Raw genomic sequence first — 14,189 nt, 5'->3', positions numbered from 1 at the left:
ATCCTCCATTGAGCGATGTTCGTGTCAGCATGCACTGACGATGTGGAGCCTTCCCGACATGGGACAGGCGGAATACACGAACCCGAATTCGGCGTCCGTGGAATAGATTTGGGGGACTTTTTTCGGGTTTCAAGACCCGGATATTCACGCGGCCGGTGCGGTTTGCCGCGCGCCGTCCCGGCTTGGCGCGACGCCAAATTTCCGGCGGTAATCCCGGCTGAACTGGGTCGGGCTTTCGTATCCGACGGCAAAGGCGGCCTGGGCCACCGAATGCCCCTCGTTCAAGAGCATCGACTTCGCCTCGGTCAATCTCAGCGCCTTCTGATACTGAAGCGGCGTCGTACCGGTCACGGCCTTGAAGTGCTCGTGAAACGACGACGCGCTCATGCCCACGGCTCGGGCGAGGTCCGGCACGCTGATCGGGGACCGGAAGTCTGACCTGACTCTGCCAATCGCGGCGGCGATCAGGCTCGAATGGCTGTCGGCATCGAGAAGTCCGCGAAGCAGGCCGCCGAGAGGCGAGACGAGCAGCCGATAATGGAGTTCGCGCAACGTGTCGGGGCCAAGCACCTGCGCATCGAGCGGCGCATCCTTCATCTCCATGTATCTGGTCAAGGCCGAAAGCCACCCGGCCTATGCCGCCGAAACGGTCAGCGAGCGCCCGGACACTGGATCGTGCCCGACCATGTCACGCAGCCCACGCATCAGGCTAAGGTCGAGCGTCAGGATCAGGGCGAGATAGGGTTCGGCGGCGCTCGCCCGCGTGATCCGCGACAGGACGGGGAGATCATGGCTGACCAGAAGCGCGTTGCCGGGAAGCACTTCAACGTCCTGCTCCCCGATCGAGACGCGCTTGCTCCCTTGAAGGATCAGGCACAAGACCGGCTCATACACATAGGCTTCCAGATCGCTTTTTTCCGACCGACCAAGGACCGTCAGACCCGGCATGACACCGACGTTTCCATCGCCATATGCCACGCAATCAAGGGCCAATGCGGTCAGCCGGGTCAGGTCCATGTTCATTCTCCTTGTGCCCGCCGAAGTTAGCGTCAGGCGCGCGGCTTCGCACACGGAATCTTGTGCTTTTGGAGGAATAGGCAGGCCTTGCGGAGGATGTGGCAGGCGGGTGCCGTCTCATTTTGGTACGCAAGTGACATGGAAAACCCAGCAGGAGACCGCCCGATGCCCTATGAACCGCCTCAGAGCCTTAACCTGACCGAACGGCATACCCGCTATACCGAAATCGACCCCAAAGGCGCTTTGGCCGGCACCGCAACCGGCAAGGTCGTGTTCATCGCGGGCGCGTCACGCGGGATCGGACAAGCCACCGCCATCGCCTTTGCCGAGGCCGGGGCGCGCGCGGTCTATGTCACCGCGCGCTCGCAAGAGGCGCTCGAAGAAACCTGCCGCCTCGTGTCCCAAGCCAATCCCGACACCACCTGCGCCTTTTCGGTCTGCGACGTCACCGACGCGGCGCAGGTCGAGGCCGCCGTCGCCCGCTGCGTCGAGATGTTCGGCGGCATCGACGTTGCCGACGCCAATGCGGGGTATCTCGGCCGCTGGGCGAAAATCGGCGAGACCGACCCTGAGGCGTGGTGGTACAATTGGGAGGTGAACTTGCGCGGTGCCTACCACGTCGCGCGCTTTACCCTCCCCCACCTGATCAAGTCCGCCGAACGGCTTGAGAGCGAAGGCGGGTCAGGCGGCCATCTGATCCTGCTGTCGTCGATCGGGGCGCAGCTCCTCATGGATGGCGCGTCGGACTACCAGACATCGAAACACGCGATCAACCGCCTCTGCGAATTCGTCCAGAGCGATCACGGTGCGGACGGAATCAAGAGCTTCGCGATCCACCCCGGCGGCGTCGCGACCGAGCTTGGCCACGCGATGCCCGAAGGGATGCACCAATACCTTATCGACGAGCCGGACCTCGCGGCCTGTTTCATCGTCTGGCTGACGTCGGGACAAGCCGACTGGGCGCGGGGCCGGTATCTTAGCGCGACGTGGGACGTGGCTGAGTTGACCGCGATGCGCGATGTCATTCTCGACAAGTCGCTTCTGGTGAACCGGCTCCGGGCCGAAGCCTGACCCATCGTGATGCCCTAACGTGCGGCTTCACCCGTCGGGGCGAACGAATTTCGCGCTTCCAGCCGCGCCACCTTCGCGCTTCACGACCTGCGGAAGCGGTTTGGCCTGCACATGCGTGAACATGCCGTCCGTGGTGGCGATCTCCGCCAGCATCCCGTCAATCGCGTCCTGGAGACCCGTCGCAAGCGACACGGGCAGATCCCCGGCATGGGCTTTGGCGGATACGACCGAGACGATCCGCACCTCGCCCGCTTCCAGCACGAACACCGGTGAGCCGGAGGACCCGCGATCCACGTCGCAGTTCAGGACCAGCGCGCCCCGCTGTCGGGCTAGGACCTTGCAGGTCTCCTGGATCGACGGTCTTTCGGCACGGTCTTTGGCATAGGACACGACGCCGACCTCAGCACCCTTGCGCGGTCTCTCACCGATCTCGAACGGCGTCACGCTCGACTTGCGAATGGGCTGATCGAGTTCGAGAATCGCAATATCGTGCGAGACCCGCCGGGTCGTGTCCGCGCCATGGAAGTCGTATTTCGGGTTCACGAGGCTGCGACGCACCGACCGGTATGCCGATGCGCGGCCACCACGCCAGCCAGCCAGAAACTCGATCGAGGAATCTGCGTAGCGCTCTCCGGTTCCGGGCTTGAACAGGCAATGCGCAGCGGTCAGGACAAGCGTTTCGGAGATCAGCGACCCGGTGCACATCACCTCGCCCCCGATATTGAGCCTGCCGACGCCCTCCCAGCCCTTGCTGTCGTTGCCGGTCATCATCGCTTGTAAAGGCGACGTTTCCGCCCAAGCGGGATGTGCAAACCATAGGGATACCAGGGCGACAAGGATGCGCGTCATGAACTGCCTCGTGTTTATTGCCGGGACGTAGCCGGTTATTCGGGCGAAATTGTGGCTTGAAGCCCCGCGAGCTTGCGCGGTTTCGGACCGCCCGTCGCCCAGTCGAGAAGCTCGACGGTATGCACGACCGGGACCTCGGTCCCGCCGCCGATCTGCACCATGCAGCCGATGTTCCCGGCCGCGATGATCTCGGGCGATTTGGCTTCGAGCGTGCGCACCTTGCGGTCTTTCAGCTTCGCGGAAATCTCGGGCTGCATGAGGTTGTATGTCCCCGCCGAGCCACAGCACAGATGCGGGTCGGCGGGCTCCACGACCTCGAACCCGGCGGCCCGCAGCAAATCCTTGGGCGCGCTCTTGATTTGCTGGCCATGTTGCAGCGAACAGGCCGCGTGATACGCGACGCGATGCCCCATCGGCGCGCAGTCGATGCCGAGATCCGTCAGCACCTCCGACACGTCTCGCGCAATATTGCTGACCCGCTTGGCATCGTCGGCCATGTCGGTCGTGCGGAACATGTGGCCATAATCCTTGACCGTCGTGCCGCAGCCCGAGGTGTTGATGACCACCGCATCGAGCCCCTCGCCGTCCATCTCGGCCGTCCAGGCGCGGATGTTCTTGGCCGCCGTCCCATGCGCTTCGGCTTCCTTGCCCATGTGATGGGTCAGAGCACCGCAGCAGCCCTGCCCCTTGGCCACCACAACATCGCAACCAAGCCGGGTGAGCAGCCGGATCGTCGCGTCGTTGATGTCGGTGTCGAGCGCGCGTTGCGCACAGCCCGTCATCAGCGCCACACGCTTCTTGCGCTCACCCTTGGCCGGGAACACCTGCGCATCATCGTTCCGGCTCACCGCCGGGATCTGCTTGGGCGCCATCGCCAACATGGCGCGCAGACGGGCATCCGGCACGAGACCCCGGAACGGTTTGCCGATCTTGGCGCCCAATAGCGCAAGCCGGAAGCGCCCCGGATATGGCAGAATACGCGCCAGCGTCCAGCGCAGCATCCGGTCCATCAGGGGCCGCTTGTAGGTCTTCTCGATATGCACCCGCGCATGGTCGACGAGGTGCATGTAATGCACGCCGGACGGACAGGTCGTCATGCAGGCGAGGCAGGACAGGCAGCGGTCGATATGTTTGACGGTTTTCTCATCCGCCGGACGCCCGCTTTCGAGCATGTTCTTGATGAGATAGATGCGGCCCCTCGGGCTGTCCAATTCATCGCCCAACACCTGATAGGTCGGGCAGGTCGCCGTGCAAAATCCGCAGTGAACACAGGCGCGCAGAATCTCGTTCGAGCGTTCGATGCCCGGATCCTGCAGCTGTTCTTCGGTGAAAAAGGTCTGCATCTCAGTATCCCATCAGCCCGGGGTTCAGAATGCCCCTGGGGTCGAATTTCTGCTTGATAGCGGCGCTTAACCGCGCAAGTCCGGGCGCTTGAGGTTGGAAAACGTCAAGCGCGGCGCGTGCCGAAGCAGATGCTCGCATCAAGGTCGCGTGACCGCCAAAACGGTTGGCCGTGTCGCGTATCAAGCCGGCCGCGTCCTGCGTAACCAGACCTTCCTTGGTTTCCAGCCAGACGAGCCCCCCGCCCCAATCGAACACCGCATTCGCGGCGATGTCTTCGACCGCATCCATGAAGGCCGGCGTGTCGCTCGGACGCAGGCTGATCCGCCAGACGTCGGTGGCGGGGGTGGATTGGAACGCCTCCAGACTTGTCACGCCGCGCCATATCTCGCGGCTCGTTTCGGCATCGACCCTCTCGAAACCCTGGAGCGCCCCGGACGAAAGTGCCCGGGCGCGATAGTCCACCGAGCCTTCCAAACCTTCGAGCCGGATCGACACGCGCCCTCTCAGATCGGCGCAGGCCCCGGTCACGTCGAACGGAGACCCGAGCGCCGCCGACATCCGCGCGACCGCGTCATCCACGCTGTCGCAGTGGCCGACAAGTGTGGCCTCGGTTTCCGGGATGGACTGAACCTTGAGGCTGATCTCACTGATGACACCGAGCGTTCCCCACGACCCGGCCACGAGTTTCACCAGATCGTACCCCGTCACGTTCTTCATGACGCGCCCGCCGTTTTTAACGATGCGGCCCGTTCCGTCAACGAACCGCATCCCGAGCGTGAAATCGCGGACCGCCCCGGCCTGGATACGGCGCGGCCCTGACGCGTTGGCGGCCACGACGCCGCCAATGGTGGAGACGGCGGACGCGTGCCTGTCACCAGGTTGCAGGAACCCGCGGAAATCCAACGGCTCGAACGCCAATCGCTGACCCTCGTTCGCCAGCAGCTTTTCGATTTCGGCAAGGGGCGTTCCGGCCCTGACCACGAGCGTCAGAGAGCCGGGTTCGTATAGCTCGACACCTGTCAGTCCGACCTCCAGCACCTCACCTGCCACCGGGCGCCCCACATCCCGCGTGCCACCACCCATGATCCTGAGCGGACCCGTCGCCCCCCCGATCGCCTCGGCCAGTTCCGCCTCGCTCGTCGCTTTCATCTTATCCGGTTTCCAAATTTTTCAGGAGGTGTGAGGGACGGCGTCCCCCGCTTTCGGCGACTGCGCCTCCATGGGCGAAGTCTGGTTCTCGCGCCGCTTCGCCGACGCCTCGAGCGGAAAGACCTTGGCCGGGTTCAGGAGCCAGGCTGGATCGAAAACGTCCTTCACCTGCATCTGAAGCTCGAGATCCTCCGGTGAATACTGTACGCCCATCAGATCGCGCTTTTCGATACCTACGCCATGCTCGCCGGTCAGACAGCCGCCGACCTCGACGCAGAGCCTGAGGATGTCCGAACCCATTGCTTCGGCCTTGTCGAGATCTCCGGGCTTGTTGGCATCGTAGATGATCAATGGGTGCATGTTGCCGTCTCCGGCGTGGAACACGTTACCGACACCCAGACCGTATTGCGACGACAGTTCGCCGATCCGTTCCAGCACATGCGGCAGTTCGCCGACCGGGATCGTGCCATCCAGACAGATGTAATCGCCCTTCTGACCCATGGCACCGAACGCGCTCTTGCGCCCGAGCCATATGCGCGCGCTGTCATCAGCCGACGCGCTTTCGCGGATCTCGATCGGGTCATGCCGGCGCGCGATGGCGGTGATACGGCCCAACTGGTCCGCGATTTCCGCTTCGCTGCCTTCGACCTCGATGATGAGAAGGGCTTCGCAATCGGGATATCCCGCGCCCGTGAAGGCCTCGGTCGCCTCGATGCAGGGGCGATCCATGAACTCGATCGCCACAGGCAAAATACCGGCCTTGATGATATCGGACACGCATGCCCCCGCCACCACATTGGACGAGAACCCGACCAGCACGGGCCGTGCGCCCTCAGGCTTTGCGAGAATGCGCAAAGTGGCCTCGGTGACGACCCCCAGCTGCCCTTCGGATCCGCAGACGAGACCGAGCAGGTCCAAGCCCGCCGCATCCAGATGCGGGCCGCCCAGCTCCACGACCTCGCCATCTGCCATGACCATGGTCACGCCCATCAGGTTGTTCGTCGTCACCCCGTATTTCAGGCAATGCGCCCCGCCGGAATTCATCGCGATATTGCCCGCGATGGCGCAGGCCAACTGGCTCGACGGGTCGGGCGCGTAGAAGAACCCGTCTTCCTCGATCGCGCCGGTGACGGACAGGTTGGTGCGACCGCTCTGAACCCGGATATAGCGGTCCGCATAATTCGTTTCGAGCACATCGGCCATTCGCGCGACACCCAGAATAACGCTGTCTGACGTCGGTAAAGCCCCCCCTGCGAGCGACGTGCCCGACCCGCGCGGCACTACGGGCACGCCCATGTCGTGACAGATCCGCATGATCGCCGAAACCTCATCGGTCGTAGCGGGAAGAACCGCACAGAGTGGCGGGCAGCGATAGGCCGACAATGCGTCGCATTCATAGGCCTTGAGTTCGATCTCGTCGGTAATCACAGCGTCCTCTGGAAGAACGCTGCGCAAGCGCGTGGATATCTCGGCCTTACGCGCGAGAATGTCGGGATCGGGAACAGGCATGTCCATGGCGGCCTCCGGCTGGCTCTGGCGTTTCGAGGATTAGCGCATTTCCAGGCGCCCTCCTAGTGGTCGCAATGGCGCAGTCAATGCAAGCGTCTTGACACCTAATCCATTCGCGCGCGCATGGCCAAACCGAGGCAATTGTTAACCTATCGACAAGGAACTACTCGCAAGTGCTTGAATCCAAATCACATTCAAGATTCTAGTTTTCTAGAATCCTAGAATTCCGGAATCCCTTTGGCGTGCAAAGGCTGCGAGGCCGATCGCTCCAACGCGAGGACATCAAACACGCATTCCCGACGCCCCGGCCCTCACCCCTTGCGCAGGTGCCCCAAAATGGGTCAATTCGGCGCATGGATTGGGTCAAGATCATTCACATTCTTTGCGTCATGGGCTGGATGACGTCGATCTTTGCGGTACCTCGCGCGATCATCTACTGGAAACGCGACTGGGATCGACATTCGGCCAATGGCCCGATCGGTGATCTGACATTCCGGCTTTATCGTTTTTCCGCTGGTCTCGGGGTAATCGCCGCGCTGACCGGGCTTTGGCTTGCCTGGACGCTCGGGTTCCCCGGCTGGGTCTGGCTCAAGCTGGGTCTCGTCGTGGTGCTCGCGCTTCACTACGTCTGGACCGGCCGACTGGTGATAAAGGCGCAACGCGGCGTCTTCGAAGACAGTGACAGGTTCCTGCGTATCTTCAACGAAATCTCCGTCCTCGTGGTGCTGGCGATCCTCTGGGCTGTCGTGCGGCAGCCGTTCTGATGCCGGAGCTTCTGACCGGTTTCACCCTGCTCGACATCGCGGCATTCCTGTGTCTCCTGCTGGCATGGCAGGGGATCGGCTGGCTGATCGAGCACTCGACCGACGGCCGCCCGTCTACGTCGCGGGTGATGAAATCCTACCGCCGCGAGTGGTTGCGCCAATACGTCACCCGACAGCCCCGCATCTTCGACAGCTCCGTGCTCGCATCGCTGCGTCAGGGCACGACCTTTTTCGCCTCGGCCTGCATGATCGCGATCGGTGGGGGGCTTGCGCTTCTGGGCAATACCGAGCGGCTCCTCGGTGTGGCGCAGGACCTGACCACCGGCGAGCTCGCGCCGGATCACGTGTGGGAGGCCAAGATCCTGATCGTGATCGTTCTCGTCGCCGCCGGTTTCCTCGCATTCGTCTGGGCGCACCGCCTGTTCGGCTATTGCGCCGTTGTCATGGCGAGCGTGCCGAACGAGCCGGACGATCCCGCCGCCTACCCCCGTGCCGCAAAGGCCGCCGAGATCAACATCAACGCGGCGCGCAGCTACAACCGCGGCCTGCGCGCGATCTATTTCGCGATGGCGGCGCTGGCGTGGCTGATCGGTCCTCTCGCCTTGGTGATTTCCACCGTGATCTGCTTCGTGGTTCTCTGGCGGCGCGAATTCGCATCGAAATCCCGCGCCGTGCTTCTGGAACTGGATACCCACTGATCATGCGCTCATTGACCATCGCCCTTTGGTGTCTGCCCGTCCTGCTGCCGGGGACCGCCCATGCCGACGCTCCGAAGATCGAGGCGGCCTGGCTGGAAGGATCGACCGTTCATGTGACCCTCAGCCATCCCGACACCGGGTGGGATCACTACGCCGACGGTTGGGAGGTGCTGGATCAGAACGGCCTCTCGCTCGGCATCCGAGAACTCGCTCATCCGCATGAAGCTGAACAGCCCTTTACGCGGTCACTTCGGCTGGACGATGTGCCGGATGGGCCGCTTTTCGTGCGTGCGCGTTGCAATGTGGACGGGTGGACCGACGATCGCGCGGGCGTTTCGCGCGACTAGCGAAAGATCCGCCAGATCGAAAGCGCCGCATCCGACAGGTCGGCCGCTCGCGCCGCAAGGTGCTCGCGTTCAAGTCCCGGCCCGTCTTCATCCCGCATCAACCGATCCATCATACGCGACAGGCGCCGCCGATGCGTTCCGGTCGCGACCTGAAAGGGGTCCGCAATCACGCCTGCGAAGGTTGTGACGAGAGAGGCCAAAACGGCAAGGCCCGCGCCGGTCGCCAAGAGGTCCAGAAGGCCGAACCGCACAGGAAACACCGAAAACCAAGCGCGACCAAGGAACGGACCGAGAGGGAACCCCTCGACCGCACGGGTCAGCGCCCGCATTTCGGTCACGGGACCGGCGAGCGAGACGATACCCGGCGTCACCATGCGAAAGAGCACGATCCCGACCAAGAGGACGATCATGATCGTGACGATTTCCGCCACCGCGCCCCGGGTGCTCACGTACTCGGCGATGGCCCGGTCACGACGCGCGGGCTCCACGCGGGGAAGGCTGCCTTTTTGGACGAACTCGTCGGTCAAACCCCGCACCGCGCGGGCAACGCGCCGCGAGACTTCCGTCTCCAAGAATACGTTGCGTTGCGAAAGCCAGCGAGCCAGATCCGGCGCCTTCGCGAGCCTCGCGACGAGGGCGCCCACGCGGATCAAGAGGAAGACCGGCGCGAGCAAAAGGTTCACCGGCGCACGCAGGATATCCCATCCCAGCGCCGCACGATGCAGGCGCAGGGTTCCGCGAAAGCCGAATTGCGCGCGCACGAAACGCTTGATTTCGGTATCTCGGGCCCGTCCCTGCGTGTGATCCATCCCTTGGATATGGGCTTTGGGAGAACGATTGTCACGTCCCCTGCGCGGGAGGGCGCGACAGCCAGGAAACGCCCTCCGGCAGTCGCGCGATCCATCTTTCGTCGCGCCGCGCCGGGGACTTGGCGACACGCCGCCCGACGTCACAACGGCCCGGCCAGACGCTCCTCCGACAGCATGACATTGGCCTCGACTTCACCCACACCGGGGAGCGTCATGATCCGTCGTCGCAGGATGCGTTCGAAATCCGAAAGGTCCCGCGCTACGATCCGAAGGCGATAATCGTACAAACCCAGGACGTGGTGCACGAGCTGGACCTCTGGGATCGCGGTCACCGCACGTTCGAAATCCTCAAGGCTCACCCGCCCTTTGGTGGCGAGCTTTACGCCGAGGAACACCGTCACACCGAATCCAAGCGCCTCGCGGTCGATCTCGATCCTCTTGCCGGCCAGGACCCCGCTTTCGGTCAGTCGTTTCACCCGCCGCCACGCCGCCGGCTGGCTCATCCCGAACCGCCGCCCCAGCGCCCCGGCCGACAAGGTCGCATCGTCCGACAGCGCCCTTAGAAACGCGCGGTCTGTTTCGTCCAGCGTCATAGCGGCAGCGCCTCCACTTCCATGATCGACGCGACCTGCATCAGCGCCTCGATCTCGGCGATATGAGGCAGTGTAAGGATGCGGGATCGGTAGATCTCCTGGTAATGCGACATATCCCGCGCAATCACGTGCAACCGGACATCGACCTTGCCCAGGAAGGTCTGGATCTGCGTCACTTCGGGCACATCGCGGGCCGCGGCTATGAATTCGTCGAAGGCGCGTGCGTCGGTCTTGTCGAGCGTGAACCGCAACGACACCTCGACGCCGTAGCCCAGTTTCGACCAGTCGATCACCGCCCGCTGTGCCGTTATGACCTCGGCGCGGGTCAGCCGGTCAAGGCGACGCGATGCGGTTGCCGGAGTGACACCGGCGAGATCCGCCAGGTCCGAAAGCGACAGATTCGGCTCGGCCAGAAGGCGACGCAACAGGCGGCGATCAGTATCGTCGATTTGCATGAATTTCTCGCAAAACTCGATTTCAGCGCATGATTGCGGCGAGGTATTCGCTAAATAAGCGTCTTTTGCAACCCAATTCGGGACGGAAACTCTAGGATGCCGACAGTTTCAAATGAAAAGGAGCACGCCATGAGCCTGCGCGTCTACTACGATCGCGATTGCGACGTGAACATCATCAAGGACATGAAAGTCGCCATCTTGGGCTACGGGTCGCAGGGCCACGCCCACGCGCTGAACCTGCGCGACTCGGGCGCCAAGAATGTCGTCGTGGCGCTCCGCGAAGGCTCGCCCTCGGCCAAGAAAGCCGAAGGCGAAGGGCTCAAGGTCATGGGCATCGCCGAAGCCGCCGCCTGGGCCGACCTGATCATGTTCACCATGCCCGATGAGCTTCAGGCCGAAACCTACAAGAAATACGTTCACGAGAACCTGCGCGAAGGCGCCGCAATCGCGTTCGCCCACGGCCTGAACGTCCACTTCGGGCTGATCGAGCCGAAAGAGGGCGTCGACGTCATCATGATGGCACCCAAGGGCCCCGGCCACACCGTGCGCGGCGAATACGTCAAAGGCGGCGGCGTTCCCTGCCTCGTGGCGGTCCACAACGACGCGACCGGCAAGGCCATGGAAATCGGCCTGTCCTATTGTTCCGCCATCGGTGGCGGTCGCTCGGGCATCATCGAAACCAACTTCCGTGAAGAATGCGAAACCGATCTGTTCGGCGAACAGGCCGTGCTTTGCGGCGGTCTCGTCGAACTGATCCGTATGGGCTTCGAAACCCTCGTCGAAGCTGGCTACGCGCCCGAGATGGCCTATTTCGAGTGTCTGCACGAAGTGAAGCTCATCGTGGACCTGATCTACGAAGGCGGCATCGCGAACATGAACTACTCGATCTCGAACACCGCCGAATACGGTGAATACGTGTCGGGTCCGCGCGTCCTGCCCTACGACCAGACGAAAGCGGTGATGAAAGACATCCTGACCGATATCCAGACCGGCAAATTCGTGCGTGACTTCATGCAGGAGAACGCCGTTGGTCAGCCGTTCTTCAAAGGCACGCGTCGTATCAATGACGAACACCAGATCGAAGAAACCGGCGCCAAGCTGCGCGGCATGATGCCGTGGATCTCGGCTGGCAAGATGGTCGACAAGGAAAAGAACTAAGCGTCACGACGTTTGGTGACGGATTGACCCCGGCCTTTGGTCGGGGTCTTTTCGTCTAGCGGACAGGAGAGCGTATGAGCAGGCAGATCACTTGGAAAAGCTGGGGCATGCTCGTAACGCTCGGGCTGGTCTGGGGCTCCACGTTCCTCGTCATCGAAATCGCCCTGCGGGGCATGACGCCAGCCTGGGTCGCGGCCGCGCGCGTCATTTTCGCGGCCCTTCTCATGACCTTGATCTGGGGCGCACGCGGGTGGGCACTGTTTCACCAACGCCCCACGCGGCGCGATGCGATCCGGCTCGTCATTGTCGCGCTCCTGTCTTCGACCATCCCCTTCACGCTTCTGGCCTGGGGCCAGCAAAGCGTCACCTCGGCCTATGCCGGCGTGACCATGGCGACGGTGATCTTCATGGTCCTGCCCCTTGCCCATTTCACCGTGCCGGGAGAGCGGATGCGATTGCGCGCCTTCGTCGGGTTTCTCATCGGTTTCGTGGGCGTGGTGCTCCTCGTCGGAGGCCAGGTGTTTTCTTCCACGGGCGCGGAATTCGAAACTCTGGGTCGCCTCGCCGTGCTCGGGACCGCCGCGTGTTATGCCGTCGGGTCGGTGATGATGCGATGGCTTCCCCCGGTCGACGCGATCGGCTTGGCATCGATTCTGATGATCGTCGGTGCGGTTGCGATCCTGCCACTGGCCTTCGCACTCGACGGGCCACCACCCATGCCCGACGCCAAAACCTTTGTGGCGCTCGCCGCATTGGGGCTCATCCCGACAGCTGGCGCGAATTTCCTGCGCGTCGTCCTGATCCGAAGCGCCGGGCCAACCTTCATGGGCCTGGTGAATTACATCGTTCCCGTGATCTCGACCGTGCTTGGGGCCTGGATCTTAGGGGAGACGCTGCCGTCTACCCTGCTCGTCGCTCTGGCAATCATTCTCGTAGGCATGGCGATCAGCCAATGGGAGGCGCTGACACGGGTCGTCTCTCGCCTGCGGTCCTGACTGGCGGATTTCAAGCACGCGCGACAGGAACGCTCGTCAGCTCTCGGCTCTCTCAATAGACGCGGGCCGGGCCGCATCTTCAAAGCGCCGCGCGTTCGACCTCGGCCACGATACGGTCAACGACGTCACCCAACAGGGCCTCGTCCTCGCATTCGGCCATCACGCGGATCAACGGCTCGGTCCCCGATTTCCGGATCAGGAGCCGTCCTCGACCGTTGAGGTCAGCCTCGGCCCCCTCTATCGCATTTCGAACATTTTCGGCTTCCAAGGGCAATTTTCCGGCCTCATACCGCACGTTTTTCAACAATTGAGGCACAGTGTCGAACACCTGGCTAAGCTCCGACGCCCGCTTGCCAGTCTGAACCATTGCGGCGAGAAACTGCATCGCGGCGAGCAACCCGTCCCCGGTCGTGGCATAGTCGGTCATCACGATATGCCCCGATTGCTCGCCCCCAAGGTTGAAGCCACCTTCGCGCATCCGTTCGACGACATAGCGGTCACCCACCTTCGTCCGCTCGAGCCTCAGGCCCTTGCCCATGAGGAACCGCTCGAGGCCCAGGTTCGACATCACCGTCGCCACCAACGCGCCGCCTTTCAAAAGCCCGGTTTCGGCCCAGCGGTCCGCCATCAACGCCATGAGCTGGTCGCCGTCGGCGACCCGGCCCTTCTCGTCGATGATCATGACCCTGTCCGCATCACCATCGAGACAGATGCCGATGTCCGCACCTTGTCGCAGAACCGCATCCTGCGCCGCCGCCGTATCCGTCGAACCGCAGCCCAGGTTGATGTTCATGCCGTCGGGCGTGACGCCCATCGACACGACATCCGCACCCAGTTCCCACAGAGCTTCGGGCGCAGCCTTGTAGGCCGCGCCATTTGCGCAATCTATCACGACCTTGAGCCCACCGAGCCGCACCGCAGCCGGCACGGTGGTCTTTATGAATTCGACATACCGCTGGTGCCCCTCGTCGATCCGTTTCGCCCGTCCGATCTGATCCGCAGGAACGAGCTCCGCACCGGTCTCGACCAGCCCCTCGATCTCGGCCTCCGCCTCATCCGAGAGCTTGAAGCCATCCGGGCCGAAGAACTTGATGCCGTTGTCGTTGAACGGATTGTGCGACGCAGAGATCATGATGCCCACATCCGCGCGCATCGAATGGGTCAGGTGGCCCACAGCCGGCGTCGGGACCGGTCCGAGCAGGAGCACGTTCATTCCCGTCGAGGTCAATCCGGCCGTCAGCGCGTTCTCGATCATGTAGCCCGACAGGCGCGTGTCCTTGCCGATCACCGCGCGGTGGCCGCTTGCCCCGTCCCGGCGAAAGTGACGCCCGGCAGCCGCGCCGAGCTTGAGCGCCATTTCGGCCGTCATCGGATGGGTATTCGCAAGTCCCCTGACCCCATCGGTCCCGAACAATTTCCTCGTCATGGCCA

Annotated in this window: 15 protein-coding genes and 1 pseudogene; 6 read left to right on the top strand and 10 right to left on the bottom strand. The window is 63.1% G+C overall.

Translation table 11 applies throughout. From position 1 onward, the window contains the following. Window positions 1–144: 144 nt before the first annotated feature. Window positions 145–453, bottom strand: a complete 309-nt coding sequence (locus KJP28_RS03315; protein WP_336245308.1) for a helix-turn-helix transcriptional regulator — start codon at window positions 451–453, stop codon at window positions 145–147. A gap of 66 nt (window positions 454–519) precedes the next feature. Beyond that, window positions 520–948, bottom strand: a pseudogene (locus tag KJP28_RS03310) (AraC family transcriptional regulator); the annotation flags it as partial. A 234-nt stretch (window positions 949–1,182) separates the two neighbouring features. Here KJP28_RS03310 and KJP28_RS03305 point away from each other — a divergent pair. Then, window positions 1,183–2,088: an SDR family NAD(P)-dependent oxidoreductase gene (locus KJP28_RS03305; protein ID WP_255552162.1), complete on the top strand. Its 906-nt coding sequence runs from the start codon at window positions 1,183–1,185 to the stop codon at window positions 2,086–2,088. A gap of 27 nt (window positions 2,089–2,115) precedes the next feature. Here KJP28_RS03305 and KJP28_RS03300 read toward each other — a convergent pair whose 3' ends face one another. From KJP28_RS03300 to KJP28_RS03285, 4 genes are read right to left on the bottom strand one after another with little or no spacing between them, the layout of a single operon-like run. Further along, entirely contained in the window at window positions 2,116–2,937 is an 822-nt protein-coding gene (locus KJP28_RS03300; protein WP_218390801.1) for a trypsin-like serine peptidase, read from the bottom strand. Window positions 2,938–2,972: 35 nt separating this feature from the next. Beyond that, a complete protein-coding gene (gene glcF / locus KJP28_RS03295; protein ID WP_218390800.1) occupies window positions 2,973–4,280 on the bottom strand; it encodes a glycolate oxidase subunit GlcF in 1,308 nt (435 codons plus the stop codon). A 1-nt stretch (window position 4,281) separates the two neighbouring features. Beyond that, window positions 4,282–5,430, bottom strand: coding sequence for a glycolate oxidase subunit GlcE (glcE, locus tag KJP28_RS03290; protein ID WP_218390799.1), 1,149 nt, complete (start codon window positions 5,428–5,430; stop codon window positions 4,282–4,284). A gap of 21 nt (window positions 5,431–5,451) precedes the next feature. Beyond that, window positions 5,452–6,945 (bottom strand): FAD-linked oxidase C-terminal domain-containing protein, encoded by a 1,494-nt coding sequence (locus KJP28_RS03285; protein WP_218390798.1) that lies wholly within the window; start codon window positions 6,943–6,945, stop codon window positions 5,452–5,454. Window positions 6,946–7,292: 347 nt separating this feature from the next. Between KJP28_RS03285 and KJP28_RS03280 the strand changes: the two genes are divergently transcribed. From KJP28_RS03280 to KJP28_RS03270, 3 genes are read left to right on the top strand one after another with little or no spacing between them, the layout of a single operon-like run. Beyond that, window positions 7,293–7,703, top strand: a complete 411-nt coding sequence (locus KJP28_RS03280; protein WP_218390797.1) for a CopD family protein — start codon at window positions 7,293–7,295, stop codon at window positions 7,701–7,703. Further along, window positions 7,703–8,401, top strand: a complete 699-nt coding sequence (locus KJP28_RS03275) for a DUF599 domain-containing protein (protein WP_218390796.1) — start codon at window positions 7,703–7,705, stop codon at window positions 8,399–8,401. Before KJP28_RS03280 ends, KJP28_RS03275 begins: the two co-directional genes overlap by 1 nt. A gap of 2 nt (window positions 8,402–8,403) precedes the next feature. Beyond that, window positions 8,404–8,748, top strand: coding sequence for a hypothetical protein (locus tag KJP28_RS03270; protein ID WP_218390795.1), 345 nt, complete (start codon window positions 8,404–8,406; stop codon window positions 8,746–8,748). Here the strand turns inward: KJP28_RS03270 and KJP28_RS03265 are convergent. The 3 genes from KJP28_RS03265 to KJP28_RS03255 form a co-directional block, all read right to left on the bottom strand. Further along, complete coding sequence (locus KJP28_RS03265) at window positions 8,745–9,557, bottom strand: DUF6635 family protein (RefSeq protein WP_218390794.1); 813 nt, start codon at window positions 9,555–9,557, stop codon at window positions 8,745–8,747. The two genes, KJP28_RS03270 and KJP28_RS03265, sit on opposite strands and share 4 nt — an antisense overlap. Window positions 9,558–9,697: 140 nt before the next feature. Continuing rightward, a complete protein-coding gene (locus KJP28_RS03260) occupies window positions 9,698–10,150 on the bottom strand; it encodes an Lrp/AsnC family transcriptional regulator (RefSeq protein WP_218390793.1) in 453 nt (150 codons plus the stop codon). Beyond that, on the bottom strand, window positions 10,147–10,605 hold the full coding sequence (locus KJP28_RS03255; protein ID WP_218390792.1) for an Lrp/AsnC family transcriptional regulator: 459 nt from the start codon (window positions 10,603–10,605) through the stop codon (window positions 10,147–10,149). The genes KJP28_RS03260 and KJP28_RS03255 overlap by 4 nt, the downstream gene beginning before the upstream one ends. Before the next feature lie 135 nt (window positions 10,606–10,740). On the opposite strand from KJP28_RS03255, the gene ilvC reads away from it, so the two are divergent. Both ilvC and KJP28_RS03245 read left to right on the top strand, forming a co-directional pair. Beyond that, complete coding sequence (gene ilvC / locus KJP28_RS03250) at window positions 10,741–11,763, top strand: ketol-acid reductoisomerase (RefSeq protein ID WP_218391679.1); 1,023 nt, start codon at window positions 10,741–10,743, stop codon at window positions 11,761–11,763. Between the two features lie 74 nt (window positions 11,764–11,837). Then, the gene (locus KJP28_RS03245; protein ID WP_218390791.1) at window positions 11,838–12,758 is read left to right on the top strand and encodes a DMT family transporter; all 921 of its coding nucleotides are present in this window, start codon (window positions 11,838–11,840) and stop codon (window positions 12,756–12,758) included. 79 nt (window positions 12,759–12,837) lie between these two features. On the opposite strand, the gene glmM is transcribed toward KJP28_RS03245, so the two are convergent. Continuing rightward, on the bottom strand, window positions 12,838–14,184 hold the full coding sequence (gene glmM, locus KJP28_RS03240; protein ID WP_218390790.1) for a phosphoglucosamine mutase: 1,347 nt from the start codon (window positions 14,182–14,184) through the stop codon (window positions 12,838–12,840). Between the last annotated feature and the right edge of the window lie 5 nt (window positions 14,185–14,189).

Source organism: Maritimibacter dapengensis, assembly GCF_019218265.1.
GTDB classification, from domain to species: Bacteria; Pseudomonadota; Alphaproteobacteria; order Rhodobacterales; family Rhodobacteraceae; genus Maritimibacter; species Maritimibacter dapengensis.
This window is presented reverse-complemented; position numbering and strand designations above follow the sequence as displayed.

Bases quoted from the DNA above. Each gene is read 5' to 3' on its own strand.
- KJP28_RS03305 (WP_255552162.1), top strand. From the start codon at position 1,183: ATGCCCTATGAACCGCCTCAGAGCCTTAACCTGACCGAACGGCATACC.
- KJP28_RS03300 (WP_218390801.1), bottom strand. From the start codon at position 2,937: ATGACGCGCATCCTTGTCGCCCTGGTATCCCTATGGTTTGCACATCCC.
- glcF (WP_218390800.1), bottom strand. From the start codon at position 4,280: ATGCAGACCTTTTTCACCGAAGAACAGCTGCAGGATCCGGGCATCGAA.
- glcE (WP_218390799.1), bottom strand. From the start codon at position 5,430: ATGAAAGCGACGAGCGAGGCGGAACTGGCCGAGGCGATCGGGGGGGCG.
- KJP28_RS03285 (WP_218390798.1), bottom strand. From the start codon at position 6,945: ATGGACATGCCTGTTCCCGATCCCGACATTCTCGCGCGTAAGGCCGAG.
- KJP28_RS03280 (WP_218390797.1), top strand. From the start codon at position 7,293: ATGGATTGGGTCAAGATCATTCACATTCTTTGCGTCATGGGCTGGATG.
- KJP28_RS03275 (WP_218390796.1), top strand. From the start codon at position 7,703: ATGCCGGAGCTTCTGACCGGTTTCACCCTGCTCGACATCGCGGCATTC.
- KJP28_RS03270 (WP_218390795.1), top strand. From the start codon at position 8,404: ATGCGCTCATTGACCATCGCCCTTTGGTGTCTGCCCGTCCTGCTGCCG.
- KJP28_RS03265 (WP_218390794.1), bottom strand. From the start codon at position 9,557: ATGGATCACACGCAGGGACGGGCCCGAGATACCGAAATCAAGCGTTTC.
- KJP28_RS03260 (WP_218390793.1), bottom strand. From the start codon at position 10,150: ATGACGCTGGACGAAACAGACCGCGCGTTTCTAAGGGCGCTGTCGGAC.
- KJP28_RS03255 (WP_218390792.1), bottom strand. From the start codon at position 10,605: ATGCAAATCGACGATACTGATCGCCGCCTGTTGCGTCGCCTTCTGGCC.
- KJP28_RS03245 (WP_218390791.1), top strand. From the start codon at position 11,838: ATGAGCAGGCAGATCACTTGGAAAAGCTGGGGCATGCTCGTAACGCTC.
- glmM (WP_218390790.1), bottom strand. From the start codon at position 14,184: ATGACGAGGAAATTGTTCGGGACCGATGGGGTCAGGGGACTTGCGAAT.